Source organism: Kitasatospora sp. NPDC003701, from assembly GCF_053587085.1.
Genome location: NZ_JBSFNM010000016.1, coordinates 39940 through 56121 on the forward strand (window position 1 = coordinate 39940; position 16182 = coordinate 56121).

At 73.7% G+C, this 16182-nt stretch carries 14 protein-coding genes; 4 read left to right on the forward strand and 10 right to left on the reverse strand.

Annotated elements, in window-relative coordinates; translation table 11 throughout:
• Positions 1 to 50 precede the first annotated feature (50 nt).
• Positions 51 to 977 carry an NADP-dependent oxidoreductase gene (locus ACWDRR_RS17400; RefSeq protein WP_449773044.1) on the reverse strand — a complete coding sequence of 309 codons (927 nt, stop codon included), beginning with the start codon at positions 975 to 977 and terminating at the stop codon, positions 51 to 53.
• A 265-nt stretch (positions 978 to 1242) separates the two neighbouring features.
• Here ACWDRR_RS17400 and ACWDRR_RS17405 point away from each other — a divergent pair, with 265 nt between their 5' ends.
• Positions 1243 to 1752 (forward strand): carboxymuconolactone decarboxylase family protein, encoded by a 510-nt coding sequence (locus ACWDRR_RS17405; protein WP_449773045.1) that lies wholly within the window; start codon positions 1243 to 1245, stop codon positions 1750 to 1752.
• A gap of 103 nt (positions 1753 to 1855) precedes the next feature.
• Here the strand turns inward: ACWDRR_RS17405 and ACWDRR_RS17410 are convergent, their stop codons facing one another.
• Positions 1856 to 3379, reverse strand: coding sequence for an alpha/beta hydrolase (locus ACWDRR_RS17410; protein WP_449773046.1), 1524 nt, complete (start codon positions 3377 to 3379; stop codon positions 1856 to 1858).
• A 93-nt stretch (positions 3380 to 3472) separates the two neighbouring features.
• Here ACWDRR_RS17410 and ACWDRR_RS17415 point away from each other — a divergent pair, with 93 nt between their 5' ends.
• Both ACWDRR_RS17415 and ACWDRR_RS17420 read left to right on the forward strand, forming a co-directional pair.
• Positions 3473 to 4417 (forward strand): helix-turn-helix domain-containing protein, encoded by a 945-nt coding sequence (locus tag ACWDRR_RS17415; protein ID WP_449773047.1) that lies wholly within the window; start codon positions 3473 to 3475, stop codon positions 4415 to 4417.
• 178 nt (positions 4418 to 4595) lie between these two features.
• On the forward strand, positions 4596 to 5312 hold the full coding sequence (locus ACWDRR_RS17420; protein ID WP_449773048.1) for an ArsR/SmtB family transcription factor: 717 nt from the start codon (positions 4596 to 4598) through the stop codon (positions 5310 to 5312).
• A gap of 58 nt (positions 5313 to 5370) precedes the next feature.
• Here the strand turns inward: ACWDRR_RS17420 and ACWDRR_RS17425 are convergent, their stop codons facing one another.
• The 4 genes from ACWDRR_RS17425 to ACWDRR_RS17440 form a co-directional block, all read right to left on the reverse strand.
• The gene (locus ACWDRR_RS17425) at positions 5371 to 5862 is read right to left on the reverse strand and encodes a DinB family protein (RefSeq protein ID WP_449773049.1); all 492 of its coding nucleotides are present in this window, start codon (positions 5860 to 5862) and stop codon (positions 5371 to 5373) included.
• Positions 5862 to 6659, reverse strand: coding sequence for a VOC family protein (locus ACWDRR_RS17430; protein ID WP_449773050.1), 798 nt, complete (start codon positions 6657 to 6659; stop codon positions 5862 to 5864). The genes ACWDRR_RS17425 and ACWDRR_RS17430 overlap by 1 nt, the downstream gene beginning before the upstream one ends.
• Positions 6660 to 6863: 204 nt before the next feature.
• A complete protein-coding gene (locus ACWDRR_RS17435) occupies positions 6864 to 9548 on the reverse strand; it encodes a terpene synthase family protein (RefSeq protein WP_449773051.1) in 2685 nt (894 codons plus the stop codon).
• A 242-nt stretch (positions 9549 to 9790) separates the two neighbouring features.
• Positions 9791 to 10582 carry an SDR family oxidoreductase gene (locus ACWDRR_RS17440; protein WP_449773052.1) on the reverse strand — a complete coding sequence of 264 codons (792 nt, stop codon included), beginning with the start codon at positions 10580 to 10582 and terminating at the stop codon, positions 9791 to 9793.
• Between the two features lie 142 nt (positions 10583 to 10724).
• Between ACWDRR_RS17440 and ACWDRR_RS17445 the strand changes: the two genes are divergently transcribed.
• Entirely contained in the window at positions 10725 to 11306 is a 582-nt protein-coding gene (locus tag ACWDRR_RS17445) for a TetR/AcrR family transcriptional regulator (RefSeq protein WP_449773053.1), read from the forward strand.
• A gap of 68 nt (positions 11307 to 11374) precedes the next feature.
• Here ACWDRR_RS17445 and ACWDRR_RS17450 read toward each other — a convergent pair whose 3' ends face one another.
• The 4 genes from ACWDRR_RS17450 to ACWDRR_RS17465 form a co-directional block, all read right to left on the reverse strand.
• The gene (locus ACWDRR_RS17450; RefSeq protein WP_449773054.1) at positions 11375 to 11716 is read right to left on the reverse strand and encodes a DoxX family protein; all 342 of its coding nucleotides are present in this window, start codon (positions 11714 to 11716) and stop codon (positions 11375 to 11377) included.
• Positions 11717 to 11827: 111 nt separating this feature from the next.
• Positions 11828 to 13351 carry a hypothetical protein gene (locus ACWDRR_RS17455; RefSeq protein WP_449773055.1) on the reverse strand — a complete coding sequence of 508 codons (1524 nt, stop codon included), beginning with the start codon at positions 13349 to 13351 and terminating at the stop codon, positions 11828 to 11830.
• Positions 13348 to 15324, reverse strand: coding sequence for a hypothetical protein (locus tag ACWDRR_RS17460; protein WP_449773056.1), 1977 nt, complete (start codon positions 15322 to 15324; stop codon positions 13348 to 13350). Before ACWDRR_RS17460 ends, ACWDRR_RS17455 begins: the two co-directional genes overlap by 4 nt.
• Positions 15321 to 16142 (reverse strand): TIR domain-containing protein, encoded by an 822-nt coding sequence (locus ACWDRR_RS17465; protein ID WP_449773057.1) that lies wholly within the window; start codon positions 16140 to 16142, stop codon positions 15321 to 15323. The genes ACWDRR_RS17460 and ACWDRR_RS17465 overlap by 4 nt, the downstream gene beginning before the upstream one ends.
• Positions 16143 to 16182 lie beyond the last annotated feature (40 nt).

Consider the following 16182-nt stretch of genomic DNA (forward strand, 5'->3'; position numbering starts at 1 on the left):
GCTCCGGTGTTCGGTCCTCCACCTTAGGGCCGCGCACCTTAGGACCGCGCTCAGCCGACGGTCAGGACGACCTTGCCCTGCACCCGGCCGGATCCGACCAGCTCATGGGCCTTGGCGGCCTCGGCCAGCGGGAAGGTCCCGCTGACGTGCGGGCGGATGCGGCCCGCGTCGACGAGGGCGGCGATGGCCTCCAGCGAGGCGTAGTCGGGCTCGACCGAGATGCCCGCGAAGTGCCGGCCGGCGGCCTCGATCCGGGCGGCGAGCTCCTGGTTCCAGTGCTCCATGATGCTGACGAGGGTGCCGCCGGGGCGCAGGACCGCCAGGGCGCGCTCGCCCTCGGAGGAGGAGTCGAAGACCACGTCGACGTCGCGGACCGCCTCGGTGTAGTCGGTGGTCCGGTAGTCGATCACCTCGTCGGCGCCCAGGCCGCGCACGAACGCGTGCTTGGCCTCGCTCGCCAGGGCGATGACGTGGGCGCCGCGGGCCTTCGCGATCTGCACGGCGAAGTGGCCGACGCCGCCCGCCGCGCGGTGGACCAGCACCCGCTGCCCCTCGCTCACCCGGGCCGCGTCGACCAGCCCCTGCCAGGCGGTGAGGGCGGCGAGCGGAACGGCGGCGGCGTGCACGTGGTCGAGCGTGGCGGGCTTGCGGGCCACCTGCCGCGAGGGGACCGCGACGTACTCGGCGTAGCCGGTGGCGGCGCGGGGGAAGAACGGCATGCCGTACACCTCGTCGCCCGGCTTGAAGCGGGCCCCCGGGCCGGCCTCCTCCACGACGCCCGAGATGTCCCAGCCGACGCCGAAGGGCGGCTCGCCGAGCAGCGGGTAGGCGCCCGAACGGACGGCCACGTCCACCGGGTTGACGGCGCTCGCGTGGACCCGGACCAGGACCTCGCCGCCGAGCGGGGTCGGGCGCTCGATCTCGACGGTCTCCAGGACCTCGGGGCCGCCGAAGGACCGCTGGGTGACTGCGCGCATGGGAGGACTGCCTTCCTGGCTCGTCCGGCTCTCGTTCGGCCGGTTCCTGTTGTCCTCAACCCTAGGAAGGTCCAACGAGCCGATGAATATCCTTCAGTCTTCGAAAGATGTCCCAGCGTCTTGCGGGGTGGGTGCCCCGCTCCCCCGGGCCGCCGACTGCGACCTCGCCACCGGCAGCGACGCAACCGTCACCCCGGCCCGGAAATTGACCCAGGGAAATGCCGCTGAAGTGCACTTCCGCACAGGTCTCCCTCCCTCTAAATTCATGATCATGACGAACGCCACCGCACCCGCCACCGCACCCGCCGCCCCTGCCCGGACTCCCCGGATCAACTTCGCCAAGGCCGCCCCCGCCGCCTTCAAGGCCCTGATCGGCTTCGACGCCGCCGCCCGCGAGGGCCTCGACCCGACGCTCGTCGAGCTGGTCCAGATCCGCGCCTCGCAGCTCAACGGGTGCGCGTACTGCCTGCACCTGCACACCTCGGACGCGCGCAAGGCCGGCGAGAGCGAGGAGCGGCTGCACATGGTCGCCGTCTGGCAGGACGCCGCGCACTTCTTCACCGAGCAGGAGCAGGCCGCCCTCGCGCTGACCGAGGCCGTCACCCTGATCGGGCAGGCCGGCCTGCCCGACGACGTCTACGCCCGGGCCGCCGCGCAGTTCACCGAGGAGGAGCTGGCCCGCCTGCTGGCCCTGGTCCTCACCATCAACACCTGGAACCGGATCGCCCTCAGCACCGCCAAGGTCCCCGGCACCGACGAGCGCGCGGCGCACTGACGCGACCGCGCGGGGCGGCGCACACCCCCCGTCGGGCCGAGGACCCGGCGCCACCCCCGTGGGGCCGGGTCCTCGGCCGTGCCCGGTGCGGGGCCCGGGCGGATCAGGGGCGCAGGTGGCCGAGGACGGAGCGGAAGGCCCGCTCGATGGCCCCGCGCGACTCGTCCGTCGGGTCGAGGGTCTCGAAGCCGTGGTGGCCGTTCGGGACGTCGATCACTTCGAGGTCCGTCCGCCGCGCCTCGGCGGCGGCCACGAACGCCTCGACCGTCGCGGCGATCTCGGGGACCTCCAGGCCCGCCCGGGTCAGCACGACCGGCAGCCGGCCGGCCCCGGCCAGGGCCTCCGCGGGGCGGAACCGGCTGTCCACGGCGTGCCAGCCGGGCAGCGGGGCGAGGATGGGGTAGCTCGCGGCGAGGCAGCGCAGCCAGGACGGGGGCGCGGACAGCCAGTCCGCCGAGAGCGGACCGCCGCCGGAGAAGAACCAGACGGCGATGCGGTCGCCGTCGACGCGCGGGTCGGCGCGGAGCAGTTCGACGGCGTCGGCGACGTCCTGCGCGGCGACCGGGTAGTCGGCGAGGGAGTGCAGCCGGTGGTCCAGGGTCGCGCCGATCACGCCCTGGCTCGCCGCGTACCGGCCGTAGCCGACGTACGTCGTCCAGTCCCGCGGGGTGGGCCGCAGGGTCTCGGGGACGGGGCCGCCGTGGACGAACAGCACCGCCGGACGCGGCGCGCCCGCCTCGGCCGGGCCCGCCGGCAGGTAGAGGTCGACCGGGCCGACGCGCTCGCGGGCCTGCTCGGGCACGTCCAGCGCGAACGGGCGGAGGTAGCCGGGCTGTTCGTCGACGGCCGGCGCGGTCAGCCGGTGGCCCTCGCCGGCGGCGGCGCGGAGCAGGATGTCGGCCAGGTCGTCGGGGCGGGAGAGCATCGGCCAGTGGCCGGTGTCGAGGTCGAAGAAGCCCACCCGGGGGTCGGCGAGGGCCTTGAGCTGGGGCATGCCCAGCGACATCAGGCCCTCCAGCTTGGCGACGCTCATCCCGCTCGCGGTGCAGAAGATGCCGGAGGTCGGCACGGCGGCGAGCGCCCCGGACAGCCGGAGCGGCTGGGTGAAGGTGGCGCTCGGCTGCGGCGAGGCGAGGTCGGTCAGCCGGGCCAGCGCCTCCTCGGACAGCCCGTCGGTGCTGCCCCAGCGCTGCCACCCGTCGGCGGCCGGCGGGGCGACCCGCCAGTCGTCCCCGTCCGGCCCCGCCTGGCTCAGCACCAGGGCCCGCACCTCCTCGTCGGGGACGAGCTGGAGGGCGACGTCGCCGTCCTGCGGCATGCCGGCGTCCAGGTAGACGATCCGGGTGATCCGCTCCGGGCGCCGGTCGGCCGCGCCCAGCACGGGGTGGATGCCGTAGTCGTGGCCGACGATCACCAGTTCCGCCGCGTCCACCTCGTCGATCAGCCGCACCACGTCGTCGACGTGCGTCTCCAGCCCCGTGTCCGGACCGGCCAGGTGACGGCGGTCCCCCAGGCCGGTGAGCGTCACCGGGTGGACCTCGGCCCCGGACTCCCGCAGCCTCCCGGCGACCTCCTGCCAGACCTGACCACCGGTGAAGGGCCCCGACACCAACACGAACGCCGTCATGATCGTCTCCTTGACTCGTCTCCCACCGGACGGCCTCCCGGCCGCCCCTGCACACCGGTACGGTAGGAACTCCCCCTGAGGGAGGTTCAAGTCTTGTCACCCGACGTCATGTGGAGCATCGGGGAGCTGGCCGAGCGCGCGGGCGCCACGGTCAAGTTCGTCCGCTTCTACTCCGACCGCGGACTGCTGCCCGAAGCCGGCCGGAGCTCCGGCGGGCACCGCCGGTACGGTCCGGAGGCGCTCGACCGCCTCCGGCTGATCCGCTCCCTGCGCACCCTCGACCTCCCCGTCCCCGAGGTGGGCCGGGCCCTGGAGCACGAGTCGGCCCTGGAGGACGCCGTCGCCCGGCAGTTGCGCGAGGTCGGGTCGCAACTGGCCGCCCTGCGCTGGCGCGAGGCCGCCCTCCAACTGCTCCAGGACTGCACCCCCGCCGAGCGCGCCGAGCGGCTGCACCTGATCGGCGTGGTGGCCGGCCCGCCCGACACCACCGTGATGGCCCGGTTCTGGCGCCGCGTGCTGCCCCCGCGGCTCCCCGCCGAGCTGCTCTCGGCGGTCGTCGACGCGGCCGTCCCGGCGCCCCCCGACGACCCGACCCCGGCCCAGGTGCTGGCCTTCGCCCGGATGCACGCGCTCACCGCCCCGGGCAGGCTCAGCGTCGCCCCCTGCCGGCCCGACCTCCGCGCACCCGACGAGGGCTACCGACCGGCGGTGCTCTACTCCGGCCTCGGCCGGGCGTACGAGCTGGCGGCGACGGAGATGGCGCAAGGAGCGCCGCAGGCGGGCGAGTCCCTCGACTGCTTCGTCGCCGCGCACGCCGACTCCGGTGGTCTGCGCGACACTTCGGAGTTCCGCCGGCGCCTCGGGTACGTCCTCGACCAGACCGCCGACCCGCTGGTCGACCGCTACTGGCAGCTCGCCACCGAGCTCGCCACCCCGGCCGACGGGCCGCCCGCCATCACACCCGGCGCCGCCCACGCGTGGCTGCGCGCCTCCCTGGACGCCCAGCTCGCCGACGACGTCGGCGCCGTCGCCGCCTGACCCGCGCCACGACCGCTCGCGGCGGCGGGCAGGTCCAGCCCGGTGGCCCTCGTGCAACCCCGCGACCAGGGCGTATCCGGCGGGCCGGGCGCCGCCGTCGCGGAGGGCCACCGCCGTCCCGACCGCGGCCCGGGACGTTTCGGCCCCCGCCGAACCGTGCCCGGGGCACCATGGAGGCATGTCGCTCGCCCAGCTCGCCGGACTGCTCGCCGACCCCACCCGCGCCGCGTTCTGCACCGCCCTGCTCGACGGGCGGGCCTGGACCGCCGGCGAACTGGCCCGGCACGCCGGCGTCGCGCCGTCCACCGCGAGCGAGCACCTGTCCCGGCTCGTCGCCGGTGGTCTGCTGGCCGAGGAGCGCCAGGGGCGGCACCGGTACGTCCGGCTGGCCGACCCGGCGGCCGCGGCGCTGATCGAGGACCTCTCCGCCTACGCGGCGGCCACCGGCCCGACGCCGCCCCGGCCGCGCAACCTGCGCGAGTCCACCCGGCTGAGCGCCGAGGCCAGGGCCCGGACCTGCTACGACCACCTGGCCGGCCGGCTCGGGGTAGCGGTCACCGAGGCCGTCCTGGCGCGCGGGCTGGTGGCGGACGACGCCGGCCTCGCGGTCACCGCGCGGGGCCGGGAGTGGCTGGCCGGCCTGGGCGGCGAGCTGCCGGCCCGGGCCGGGCGCGCGGGCGGCCGACCGCTGGTTCGGGGCTGCCTGGACTGGACGGAGCGCCGCAGCCACCTGGGTGGTGTCTTCGGCGCGGTGCTCTGCCGGACGGCGCTGGACCGGGCCTGGGTGGAGCGGATCGGCTCCGGCCGGGCCCTGCGGGTGACGGCGGACGGCGACCGGGCACTGCGCGAACTGCTCGGGGTGGCCCCTGAGCAGCTCGACCGGGCGGCGGCGTGACCGGCCGGAGCCGCCCCGTCCGCCGCCGGCGCCACCGAAGACCGGCCGCCGACGGCCCTCACCCCATCGTCTTCGCCCCGTCCAGCGACTCCCGGATGATGTCCGCGTGCCCGGCGTGCTGCGCGGTCTCGGCGATGACGTGCAGCAGCACCCGCCGCACCGACCAGCCGGCGCCCGGCTCGAACCACGGCGCCTCCGGCAACAGGTGGACGAGGTCCAGGTCGGGCAGGGTCGAGATCAGCTCGTCCGTCTCGTGCGCCACCCGCTCGTAGCCGGCGAGCAGCTCGGCCAAGGTCTCGCCGTCGGCCATCCGGAACTGGCCCTCCCAGTCGATGGCCGCCCGCTGCATCGCCTCCGCGCCGCCGACCGCGAACCGCATCCAGCGCTCCTCGACGCCCATCACGTGCTTGATCAGGCCGCCCAGGCACAGCTCGCTCGCCGTGGTGCGCCGGGCGGCCTGCTCGTCGTCGAGGTCGCGGACGGTGTACCGGAGGAAGCCGCGGTGCTTGTCCAGCGTCTGCAGCAGGTCGGCCCGCTCCCCGCCGCTCATCAGGCGTCCGCCATCACGGGCATGTCTCCGGAGGTCGTTCCGAGGTCGATGACGCCGAAGGCCGCGCCCTGCGGGTCGCCGACCGCCGCGAACCGGCCGAACGGGCTGTCCATCGGCCCGAAGTAGAGCTGTCCGCCGTGCTCGGTGACCTTGGCGACGGCGGCGTCGCAGTCGTCCACCGCGAAGTAGACGCTCACGTACGACGGCGCCTCGGGCGGGAGGTCCTCCGGGCCCACCTTCATCCGGCCGAGAGCGGGCCGGTCGGCGACCTGGAAGATCTTGTAGTCGACCTGGTCGGCCTCCATCCGCTGGGTGCGGTACGGGAAGACGGCGGGGAAGAAGGCGTCGGCCTTGCCCGGCTCACGGGTGAGCACCTCGGCCCAGGTGTACGAGCCCGGCTCGCCCTGCTTCTCGAAGCCCTCGTGGTTGCCGGCCTGCCAGACGCCGAAGGTGACGCCGCCCGGGTCCTTGGCGATCGCCATCGAACCGAAGTCGCCGACCTGCATCGGGCCCATCAGCACCTCGCCGCCCGCGGCGCGGATCCTCTCGACGGTGGCGGCGGTGTCCGGCGAGGCGAGGTACAGGCACCAGGCGGAGTTCACCTCGTCCCCGGGCATCGGCGGGACGACGGCGGCCACCGCCTTGCCGTCCGAGTACGCCGTCGTGTAGTTGCCGAACTCCGACGCGCTCTCGCCGAAGGTCCAGCCCAGCACGGCCCCGTAGAAGGCCTTCGCGCCGTCCAGGTCCTTGAACATCGCGTCGGCCCAACAGGGCGTGCCCTCAGGTAGCACGGCCATGATCATGCCCTCCATGTGACGATGTGCCCCGATTCGCCACAGTAGCCAGTCCCCCGCCGGACCGCGCCCCGAGCCCGCACCCGGAGCCCGCACCCGGACACGCCGACGGCCCGCCGGAGCACCCGGCGGGCCGTCACCGATCCTGGTCGCCGATCCTGGTCGCCGAACCCGGTCGCGGGAACCGGTCGCGGGAACCGGCCGCCGCTACTCGCTCGCCCCGGCTCCCTTGCCTCCCGGCAGCGCCGCCACGAGCGGCGGCCGCGCACCCGCCGTCCCGAAGCCGACCGGCCCCGTCGGTACGAGCCCCGGGCGCGGCGCCTCCTCCGCCCTGCCCGCGGCCGCCTGCACCGGCGCCGCCGCGAGGGCGAGCCGCGCCGCCGACGTCCCCAGCCCGGGCGCACCGAACGGCAGCGCACCGAACGGCAGCGCGCCGGACGGGAGCGCGCCGGACGGGAGCGCACCGGACGGCAGCGCACCGCCCACGCCGACGGACACCGGCCCCGCGCCCTCGGCCGCCGCCCCGCCCGCCGGCTCAGCGGGAAGCCCGTCCGGCAGTCGGTCCGCCGGCCCGCCCGAAGCCCCTGCCGGCACCGCACCGACCACCGGCACCGCACCGACCACCGGCGCCGCCTCCGCCGCGGCCCCTCGCCCGAAGTGCCGCCGCAGGTCCGCCTCGCCGTACCGGTGGCAGTCCCGGTGCCAGATGTAGATGCCCGCGAGCCAGTTCTCCAGCTCCTTCACGTAGCCGTCCAGCAGCGCCCGGGCCTCCGACCCCAGCTCGAAGTCGTCGTACAGCACCGGGAACTCGTTCTGCGCCACGTGCTCGAACTGCTTCAGCCGCGAGTGCATCAGGTCGTCGACGATGCGGACGGCCGCCGGGTAGTCGCAGTTGAAGAAGTTCTGCACCACCAGGACCGCGTTGTGCACCTCGCCCTCGTACTCGACCTCCTTCTGGTACGAGAAGAGGTCGTTCATCATGCACGCGTAGTCGGCGGCCGCGTTCTCCAGCGAGCGCATCGGCCCGCTGCCGTAGATCGCCTCCGGGACGGCCTGGCCGTGGGCCAGCCGGCACAGGCTCATGGTGAGGTCGGAGCCGAAGGTCTTGCGGCGCATCTCGATGTAGTCCACCGGGTCGGGGACCCGGTGCTGCGCCTGGTTGTTGAGCTCCCAGACCCAGCTCAGGACCATGTCCTCGACGGCGGTGCGGAACTTCCGCCGCGCGTCCACCGTCATCGGGGCGCTGGTCCGCTCCCAGAGGTCGGCCAGACCTCGCTCCAGGGCGTTCACCGGCACCGGCGGCGGGCTGCCGTCGACGGGCATGAAGGCCGAGAAGCGCTCGGTGATGAGCTTGGCCCCGACCAGGTCGCGGGTCCGCCCGTAGACCACCGGGTAGTAGTCGTCGCCGTACGTCCCCCACGTCAACCAGGCCGAGGTGAGGTCGAGTTGCTCGGCGGTGGCGTCCGGGTGGATGCCCGCCGAGCAGAGCGGGAAGTCGTAGTCGGCGACCTTCTCGGCCGTCCAGATGTCCGAGCCCGGGACGCCCGGCTGCGCCTCCAGCATGCCCATCCGCGCGGCCCACTCCGCGGTGTTGTGCCGGGAGGTGTCCAGGTGCGGGCTGAGCTGCACGGTGTACGGGAGCTTGAACTCCGGCAGCCGGGACGGCCCGACCTGCTGGAACGGCACATGGCTGTGCGACCGCGCCCGCCGCACCGCCGGGTCGACGCCGCCCGTCGAGCCGGGCGTGCCGTCCAGCGTGTTCACCCCGCTCAGCGAGCCCAACTCGCCCGCCCCGCCGGGCAGTCCGCGCCCGGCGCCGACCCGGAGCACGTCCAGCGCGGACGTCCCGATCCCGCCGATCGCGTACTGGTCCCACCAGTTGGCCGAACTCGCGGCCGCGCCGCCGCCGTTCATGTACCGGCTGGACCGCATGTGCCACTCGTGGCCGCCGGACTGCCAGTCCTGAAGGCCCTTGACGTACGCCAGCACCCGGGCGACGCCCTCCGGGTCGAGCCCGGTCTCGGTGAACAGCCACGGCAGCTCGGTGAACACGGTGTTCTCGAACTGCTGGAGCCGCGAGGTGAGCAGGTCGTTGACCGCCTCCGCGGCCTCCTGCGTCGTGCAGCCGAGGAAGGTCTCCAGCACGAGGATGCCGTTGCTCAGCTCGCCCTCGTCCTCGACCTCCCGCTGGTAGGAGAAGATGTCGTTGCGCAGGTGGACGCCGTCCGAGAAGGCGTCCATCAGCACGCGCAGCGGCCGCGAGCCCGAAACCGCCTTCGGCACCTCGGCGTTGGCCGCGTACTCGATCAGCCCGGCCGACCAGGGCGCGCCGCCGACCTTGCGGCGCATCTCGATGTACTCGACCGGGTTGGCGATCCGGCCGGCGTTGATGTTGGCGAGCTCCCAGAGCGACTCGTTGAGCAGGTTCCGGGTGCTCTCGGCGAAGCGGATCCGCCAGTCCTCGCCCATCGAGGGGACGGTGCGCCGCCAGAGGTCGGCCAGACCCGCCTCGACCGGGTTGGTGGGCTCGGGCATCGGGGTGGCCGGGTCGGCCGGCATGAAGAGCGGCAGCCGGTCCAGGTAGGCCTTGCCGCCCTCGCGGTCGTTGCTGCGCTTGTAGATCTCCAGGAAGTGGTCGTCGAAGAAGAAGACCCACACGTACCAGTCGGTGACCAGCGACAGCGCCTCGGCGGAGGCGTCGGGGTGGGTGTAGGCGCAGAGCAGGCCGTAGTCGTGGGCCTCCAGATCGGCCTGGTCCCAGATGCCCGACCCTTCCAGCATCCCCATCTCCCGTGCCCACGCGGTGGAGTGGGCACGGGCCCCTTCGAGATGCGGGTTCAGGCGGGCCGGGTGCGGCACGTAGAAGGAGGGCAGTTCGAACGGCTGAGTCACCGGGCGAGCCTTTCTGGACGCGTCGAGGAGGCCTACCGGCGCGGCGGAGCAGAGCCTTCGGTCCGCCGCGTCCACCACCCGGTCGGCTCAGCATTACCCGTGGCCGACGATCTCCACCGAACAACCGCAACAGTCGTATGAGATAACCCGCCTGGGTCGAACTCCTGCCCGATAGAACGGACGGTTCTGGTTCATCTGTACGGGTGCGGGCGCCGATCCCGCCACCCTCCTCCGCCGTTCGGTCAGACCGTCTTCACCGCACCGCCGTCGATCAGGTGGTCCGCCCCCGTGATGCTGCCCGCGAGCGGCGAGGCCAGGTGCACGACCAGGGCCGCCACCTCCGCCGGCTCGACCAGCCGGCCGGTGGTCATCCCGACCGTCCCCGGCAGAGCGGCCAGCAACTGCGACTGCTCCAGCCCCAACGCGCCCGCCAGCGCGGCCCCGTATCCGTCCGGCGACTCCCACATCGCGGTCCGCACCGGGCCGGGCGAGACGGTGTTGACCCGCACGCCGCTCGGTCCGAACTCCTCGGCCAGCGCCTTGCCGAAGGCCGTCAGCGCCGCCTTCGCCACCGTGTACGGAACGGGCCCGGCATGCGGCATCCGGGCGCCGTTGGACGAGATGTTGACGATCGCGCCGCGCCGCCGGACCAGGCCGGGCAGCGCCGCCCGGGTGGCCCGGACGGCGGCCATCAGGTTGAGGTCGAAGGACTGCCGCCACTGCTCGTCGGTGAACGAGAGGAACCCGCCGACCTGGTCCGCGCCGGCATCGCCGCCACCCACGTTGTTCACCAACAGGTCTAGGTCACCCCCGAGTTCGGAGGTCGCCACCGCCATCAGCCGGGCCGGTCCGTCCGGCGTCGACAGGTCGACCGGGACGGCGACCGCGCCGGTGCGCACCAGCTCCGGCGTCACCGTCCGGGCGCCCGCCACCACCCGCACCCCCTCGGCCGCCAGCGCGGCCACCACGGCCAGCCCGATCCCCCGGCTCGCACCGGTCACCACAGCGGCCCTGCCGTTCAGCTGCATGTCCATGTTGCACCCCTCCATGCCCATAACTTGCATCATCGGTGATGCAAGAAAAGTAGAACATGCATCATCAATGTCGCAACTAAGAGCAGAGCGGCAACTTCGCTGTATCCTTTCGGGAGTCACGACAGAAAGAAGGCGCGCCACGATGCCAACCCAGCCGCCGCAGCCGCGCCGACCCCTGCGCGCCGACGCCGAGCGCACCGTCCGGGCGATCCTGGAGGCCGCCGAGCGCGTCCTGAGCGCCAACCCGGCCGCGACCCTGGAGCAGATCGCCGAGGCGGCCGGCGTCGCCCGGACCACCGTCCACCGCCGCTTCGCCACCCGCGAGGCGCTGCTCGCCGCACTCACCGCCTGGGCCACCCGGCAGTTCCACGCCGCGGTCGAGGCCGTCAGCGACAGCACCCCGCCGCTGGTCGCCCTGCACCAGGTCACCGCCAACGTGCTCCAGGTCAAGATCGGCTGGGGCTTCGCGATGAGCACGCCCTCCCCGGGGGACCCGGAGGTCGCCCGGATCCACGCCGAGGTGCTGACCCGCTGCGACCGGCTCTTCGAACGCGCCCGCGACGCCGGAGTCCTGCGCGCCGACGCCGACCTCGCCTGGGTCCGCCGCGTCTACTACGCCCTGATCCACGAGGCGGCCCAGCCCCACCCCGGCACCTCGGACACCCCCGAGGCGCTCGCCGCCCTGGTCGTCGACACCCTGCTCAGCGGCCTCGGCCCGCGCTGACACCCGCCCGGGAACACCGAGCGGGGCGAGCGGTGACCGCTCGCCCCGCCGCCGTGCCGGCCTGCCGCTCAGCCGAGCAGCACCAGTGAGGCGGCGGCCGGCGCCAGGTAGATCAGCGGGAACGGAATGTGCGCGTAGGAGCGGGCCCGGACGACGGTGACCACCGCACCCGCGAAGTACAGCACCAGCCCGATCGCCGCCAGCACCCCGACCACCGGCACGAACAGACCCGCCACCAGGCCCACCGCCCCCGCCGCCTTCGCCACCCCCAGCCAGTTCCACCAGGCCTGCGGCACCCCGTACTCGGCGAGCGGCTCCACCACGAACGTGGCCCGGACGAAGATCGCCCCACCCGAGAACCCCGCCATGAAAGCGGCCAGCGCGGTGACGACGACATAAGTGGTGGACATCAGCGTTCTCCCCATCGGAATCGGGCGGGTCTCGCGTGCACTTCCACCCCTCTGACCCGCCGCACGTCCCGGGTGTGACAGAACGGCCGAAGAAATTTTCAGCGGTCCTTCTCAGACCCCGGCGACGTCCGGAGGTTCCTCCGGCCCGCCGCCGTTGACGGAGTCCCTGAGCACCTCCCAGGCCGAGACGACCGGCCCCTCCTCGTCCGGTTCCCCGTCGGCAACGCCGTCGACGGGCTCGCGGACCAGCTGCTCGGCGTCGGGTCGCACCGGCCCCGGCACGAACCCGACCGGCGCTGCCACCCCGGCCCCTCCCCCCGACTCGGACTCCTCCAGACTCGCCTTGATCAGGTCCGCTCCTTCCGACCTGCCCATCGCCTCGGTGAGTCGGGCGATCCTGTGCGCGTAGACGGTCCGCTCGTCCTCCCCGCTGATGTCGACGTCGTCCATCAGATCGTTGAGCGGCCCGACCACCACCGGCCCCCTCCTCGGCCCGTCCGGCTCCGCGCTCGGCGCCGGGATCGGCGTCGACCACGGGCCGGGTGCCGACCAGGGGAAAGCCGGCTCCGCACGGGACAACGGATCGTCCTCCGCTCCCGGCTCCGCACCGGTCGCCCGGTCGGTAGCCGCCGCGGCCGCACCGCCCGTCTCCCCCGAGAACAGCTGCGCCGCCGCCTCTGCCACGTCCGCCCCGGCCACCATGTGCCGGTACAGCACGTCCACCGCCTGGTCGTTGGCGGCCGCGGACAACTGCGCCAGCGGGCCGATCATGTCGACCGTCTGCTGCACCTCCTCCGAGTTCCGGGCCAGCCACCAGACCACGGCGCTGCCGGTCGACTTGAGCACGTCCTCGCCGAGATATGCCCGTCGGGTCCGCTCGTGCCGCAGTTCGAGTTCCCAGAGCTCCTCTGTCTTGCGCGCCTCGGCCAGCTGGTCGAGGCGCGCCCGGTCGGCATCCGGAATGCGGAGCCCGACCTGCTCGGCCATCGCCTCCACCAGCCCGGACGCGTCCCGGTCCGTCAGCCCGAGCACCCCGGCCAGCCGGTACCAGACGAGGTCCGGCCTGGCCGGGTGTTCCCGCTCGGTCACCGCCCTGGCGCGGGCAAGCACGGTGTCGACGGCCAGTCCGCCCAGGTTGGTGTGGACCAGGCCGCCCGCCTGCGGCAGCGGCCGCCACCGAACGGTTGCCGAGAACACGAAGTCATAGTCCGGCACTCCGCTCGGCAGCGCCACGTTCTCCACCCGGGCTTCCTGGTAAGGGACTTCGACCGGAGCGGCAGGCGTCTGCGGCAGCCACGACGCGTCCGCGCGACCGGGATCGGAAGCAGAGGCGCCAGCCGTCGGCGGCGCAGTTGTGTACACGGTCGACTGGGCGAACGTCTGCGCCGCCGACGGAACCGGCCCCGGCCGGTCCCACGGGTACGCCTGGGACGGATCCGGAACCGACTGTGGGGCAGGCCGCTCCCCGGTGCCACGCCCGACCAGTTGCAGCACCACCAGGACGACGAAACCCGCCGCCACCGCCCACACCCAGGCCGGCCAGCCCAGGGCCAGCCCCAGGGCGACGGGCAACAGCCCGGCCGCTGCGGCGAGGCCGCCGACGCGGGCCCTGCTCATGGAGTTCATGGAGTTCACCGATACCTCTCCTCGATCCGGCCCGCGCGGGGCGGGTCGGACAACTCGATGCCCTGTGCGGAATCGATCTCCTGCCAGAACCGGGCCGCGACATCGGCCCGGCCGATCTGCTCCTCCGGCTGCCCGCCTGCCGCCGCCCAGTCGCGGGCGACCAGGTAGAGCCGGGAGAGAAGGTCCCCGCGACCCCGGGCGGCGCTGACCAGCACCTTCATCAACCGCCGCGCCGTCGGACCCGGTGCCGACGCGGCCGCCGAGAGCCACTGCCCGACCGTCGGCTCCCACCAGTGCGGCGGTACCGCCGCCAGCACCCCGGCCCAGCCCCGTGTCAGCGCATCGGAGGGGACCCACGACGTCGGCGGAGGGTTCACCAACCCGAGGAAGAGCCGGATGTCCGGGGTGGCGTCCCGCCGGGACTCCAGGCCGTCCCAGAGCCGGGCCAGCAGTTTCACGTACAGCCGCCGGTCGTGCCGGGCCAGCTCGAACAGCGCCTCCCGCACGTCGGACTCGCTGCTCCCCCTGGTCCTCCGCGCGAGGTGGTGGAGCCGGACGAGTGCCTGGTCCGGGTGGGTCCGGGCCATCACCTCACCGCAGGCCCGGGCAAGCACCCGGGCCAGGTTCGGCTGGACGGGCCCGGCAGGGGTCGCCCATTCGTAGATCTTGGCCCGGAAGCCCGCGGCGTGGCGCTCGTGGGAGAGGCCGAGTTCGAGTACCGCCAGTGCCTCGTTCGCCCGGTGGGGGTCCGCAGCCCACTCCCCCGCCAACCGGTGCAGCAGCGACCACTCCGAGGTACGCAGGCTCTGCTCGGTGAAGCGTTCGACGAGCCTGCGCCGCTCCTGCAACCCGAGCGCCGGGTGCGGCTTGTCCACCGCGTCCTCGACCCACGCACCGAACCGGTCGCGCAACCCTGGGAAGTACGTCCAGAAGTGGGCTCGGACCGCCCCGTCGTAGGCCAGCGAGGTGAACCGGATCCTGCCGTGCCCGTCCACCTCCACCGGCAGGGCCTTCAACCGCTCCGCCAGATCGGCACGCTCCAACTGCGGCTTCTCATCCGGCGTGTGCTCGACCAGCCTCAGCAGGCGGTCGGTGTGCAGGAAGACGGCATCGGCAGGCGCCCCGGCCATCATCGACGCCACGAACAGCAGCGCGCGCTGCGGGCCGGAGTCGAGGGCGGCCACCTCCTTGGTCACCTCGGCGCTGCGGTTGCTGAGCGCGCCGAGCGCCTGCCGGATCCAGCCGGCCATCCCACCGGACGGATCCGCCGTCCTCGCCTGGGCCACCAGGTTGGCGAAGCGCTGGATGTCCCGCATCGCGAACGTGTCCAGCGCCCGCAGTTCCCCCTCCTCCAGCGCGCCCGGGTCCCAGTGAATGCGGTCGCAGTCAAGATGCCGACGCAGGACGGCCATGGCCCGCGGCCGACCGATCGCGGCGACCAGCTGCCGAAGTCTGGGGTGCAGCAACTCCTCGTCGCTGGAGGGAAGTACGGCCACCAACCGGGCGTTCGCAGCCTCCACCTTGCCCCAGAAGGAGTACAGCAGCTCCTGCGCGCGCGGGTAGGCCTCCTCGGAGACGGCGGAGAGGTCCAGCAGCAGCCGGTCACCCTCCTCCGGGTCCGGGACGTCGTCGTTCTCCTTGTCCATCGAGAACGACATCTCGATGAAGGGGGTGTCCTCGTCGTCGGGGCCGTGCAGCAGCATCACCGCTGCGGTCCGCCGGCCGCTGCCGGCCGGGCCGGCCAGCAGGACGGTAGTGCCGACCCTGGCCAACCGCTGCTGCGCGTCACCGAAGCCCGCCGGAGCCACGAACCGCTGCTTCAGCCAGCTGCGCTGCTCCAGCGCCACCCGCCACGGGTCCACCTTGGGGCGGGCCATCGGCGGTTGATCGGATCCGTAGAAGTGGTTGTGCTGGGCTCCGGGCCCGGTGTGCGCGGCTCCCCGGATCTCCTCGATCCGGGCGCCGCCCCCGGCGTCGGTCACCGCTGCCGGCCCTCGCGGCGGCGGCGCTCCTCGCGCTCGTCCCGCTCCTCGCGACCCCGGCGGCTGCCGAACTCCTGCTGCACGCTCCCGCGCTCGAGGTAGTTCGCGCCCTCCCCGGTGAGCTGCACGCCCCCGTTGCGGATCTCGTTGTGCTGCGCGCCGCTGCCCGTGTGCATCGGCCCGTTCGCCGTGTTGATGAACGTGCCCACGTCGCCGCCCACGTTGCCGATGCCCCCGCTCTGCCGGTGCGTGTAGTCCCCGGCCTGGACGACGCTGCCGTCGACCCGGCCCACCCGGTTCCGAACCTCCGGCCGATCGGCGTCGCTCCTCGCGAGCTGCCGCTCTGCCTCGGCGAGCTGGGGCAGCGCCTCGGCCAGGTCGTCACCGATCCGGGCCAGGTCGGCCTCCGCGTTACGGGTCTCCAGCCGGCGGTACTGGCAGTCGGCCAACTCGCCCAGCTCGGCCGGGAGGTCGCGCCGGTTCAGCCGGGTGGCGCGGCCGATCAGCACCGGCACGACCAGCGCACCGCTCTCGAAGGCCTCGACGATCTCCCGCCGGGTCCAGTCCTCGGGATCGTCGAGCGCGCGCCGGCCGTCCGCGGTACGGGCTTCGGCCCAGCGTTCGCCGATGACGGCGATCAGCACGCTGCTGCGGCGCACGGCGGTCAGCAGCTCCTGCGGGAAGCGCCGGCCGACCTTGATCGATTTGCTGGCGCGGAACACCCGCTCGCTACCGAACCTCCGGGACAGCTCGCGCTCGATCAGGGTGGCACCGGTGTCCTCGTCGGTGGTGCGGTAGTTCACGAAGATGTCGGGCATGACGGATCACCTCTCGAAGGAATGACGGGGGCAGGAACCG

Coding starts and splice junctions, on each gene's coding strand:
- ACWDRR_RS17450 (WP_449773054.1), bottom strand. CDS start 11,716: ATGTCCACCACTTATGTCGTCGTCACCGCGCTGGCCGCTTTCATGGCG.
- ACWDRR_RS17410 (WP_449773046.1), bottom strand. CDS start 3,379: ATGACGGCGTTCGTGTTGGTGTCGGGGCCCTTCACCGGTGGTCAGGTC.
- ACWDRR_RS17430 (WP_449773050.1), bottom strand. CDS start 6,659: ATGGCCGTGCTACCTGAGGGCACGCCCTGTTGGGCCGACGCGATGTTC.
- ACWDRR_RS17420 (WP_449773048.1), top strand. CDS start 4,596: ATGTCGCTCGCCCAGCTCGCCGGACTGCTCGCCGACCCCACCCGCGCC.
- ACWDRR_RS17465 (WP_449773057.1), bottom strand. CDS start 16,142: ATGCCCGACATCTTCGTGAACTACCGCACCACCGACGAGGACACCGGT.
- ACWDRR_RS17445 (WP_449773053.1), top strand. CDS start 10,725: ATGCCAACCCAGCCGCCGCAGCCGCGCCGACCCCTGCGCGCCGACGCC.
- ACWDRR_RS17405 (WP_449773045.1), top strand. CDS start 1,243: ATGATCATGACGAACGCCACCGCACCCGCCACCGCACCCGCCGCCCCT.
- ACWDRR_RS17425 (WP_449773049.1), bottom strand. CDS start 5,862: ATGAGCGGCGGGGAGCGGGCCGACCTGCTGCAGACGCTGGACAAGCAC.
- ACWDRR_RS17400 (WP_449773044.1), bottom strand. CDS start 977: ATGCGCGCAGTCACCCAGCGGTCCTTCGGCGGCCCCGAGGTCCTGGAG.
- ACWDRR_RS17440 (WP_449773052.1), bottom strand. CDS start 10,582: ATGGACATGCAGCTGAACGGCAGGGCCGCTGTGGTGACCGGTGCGAGC.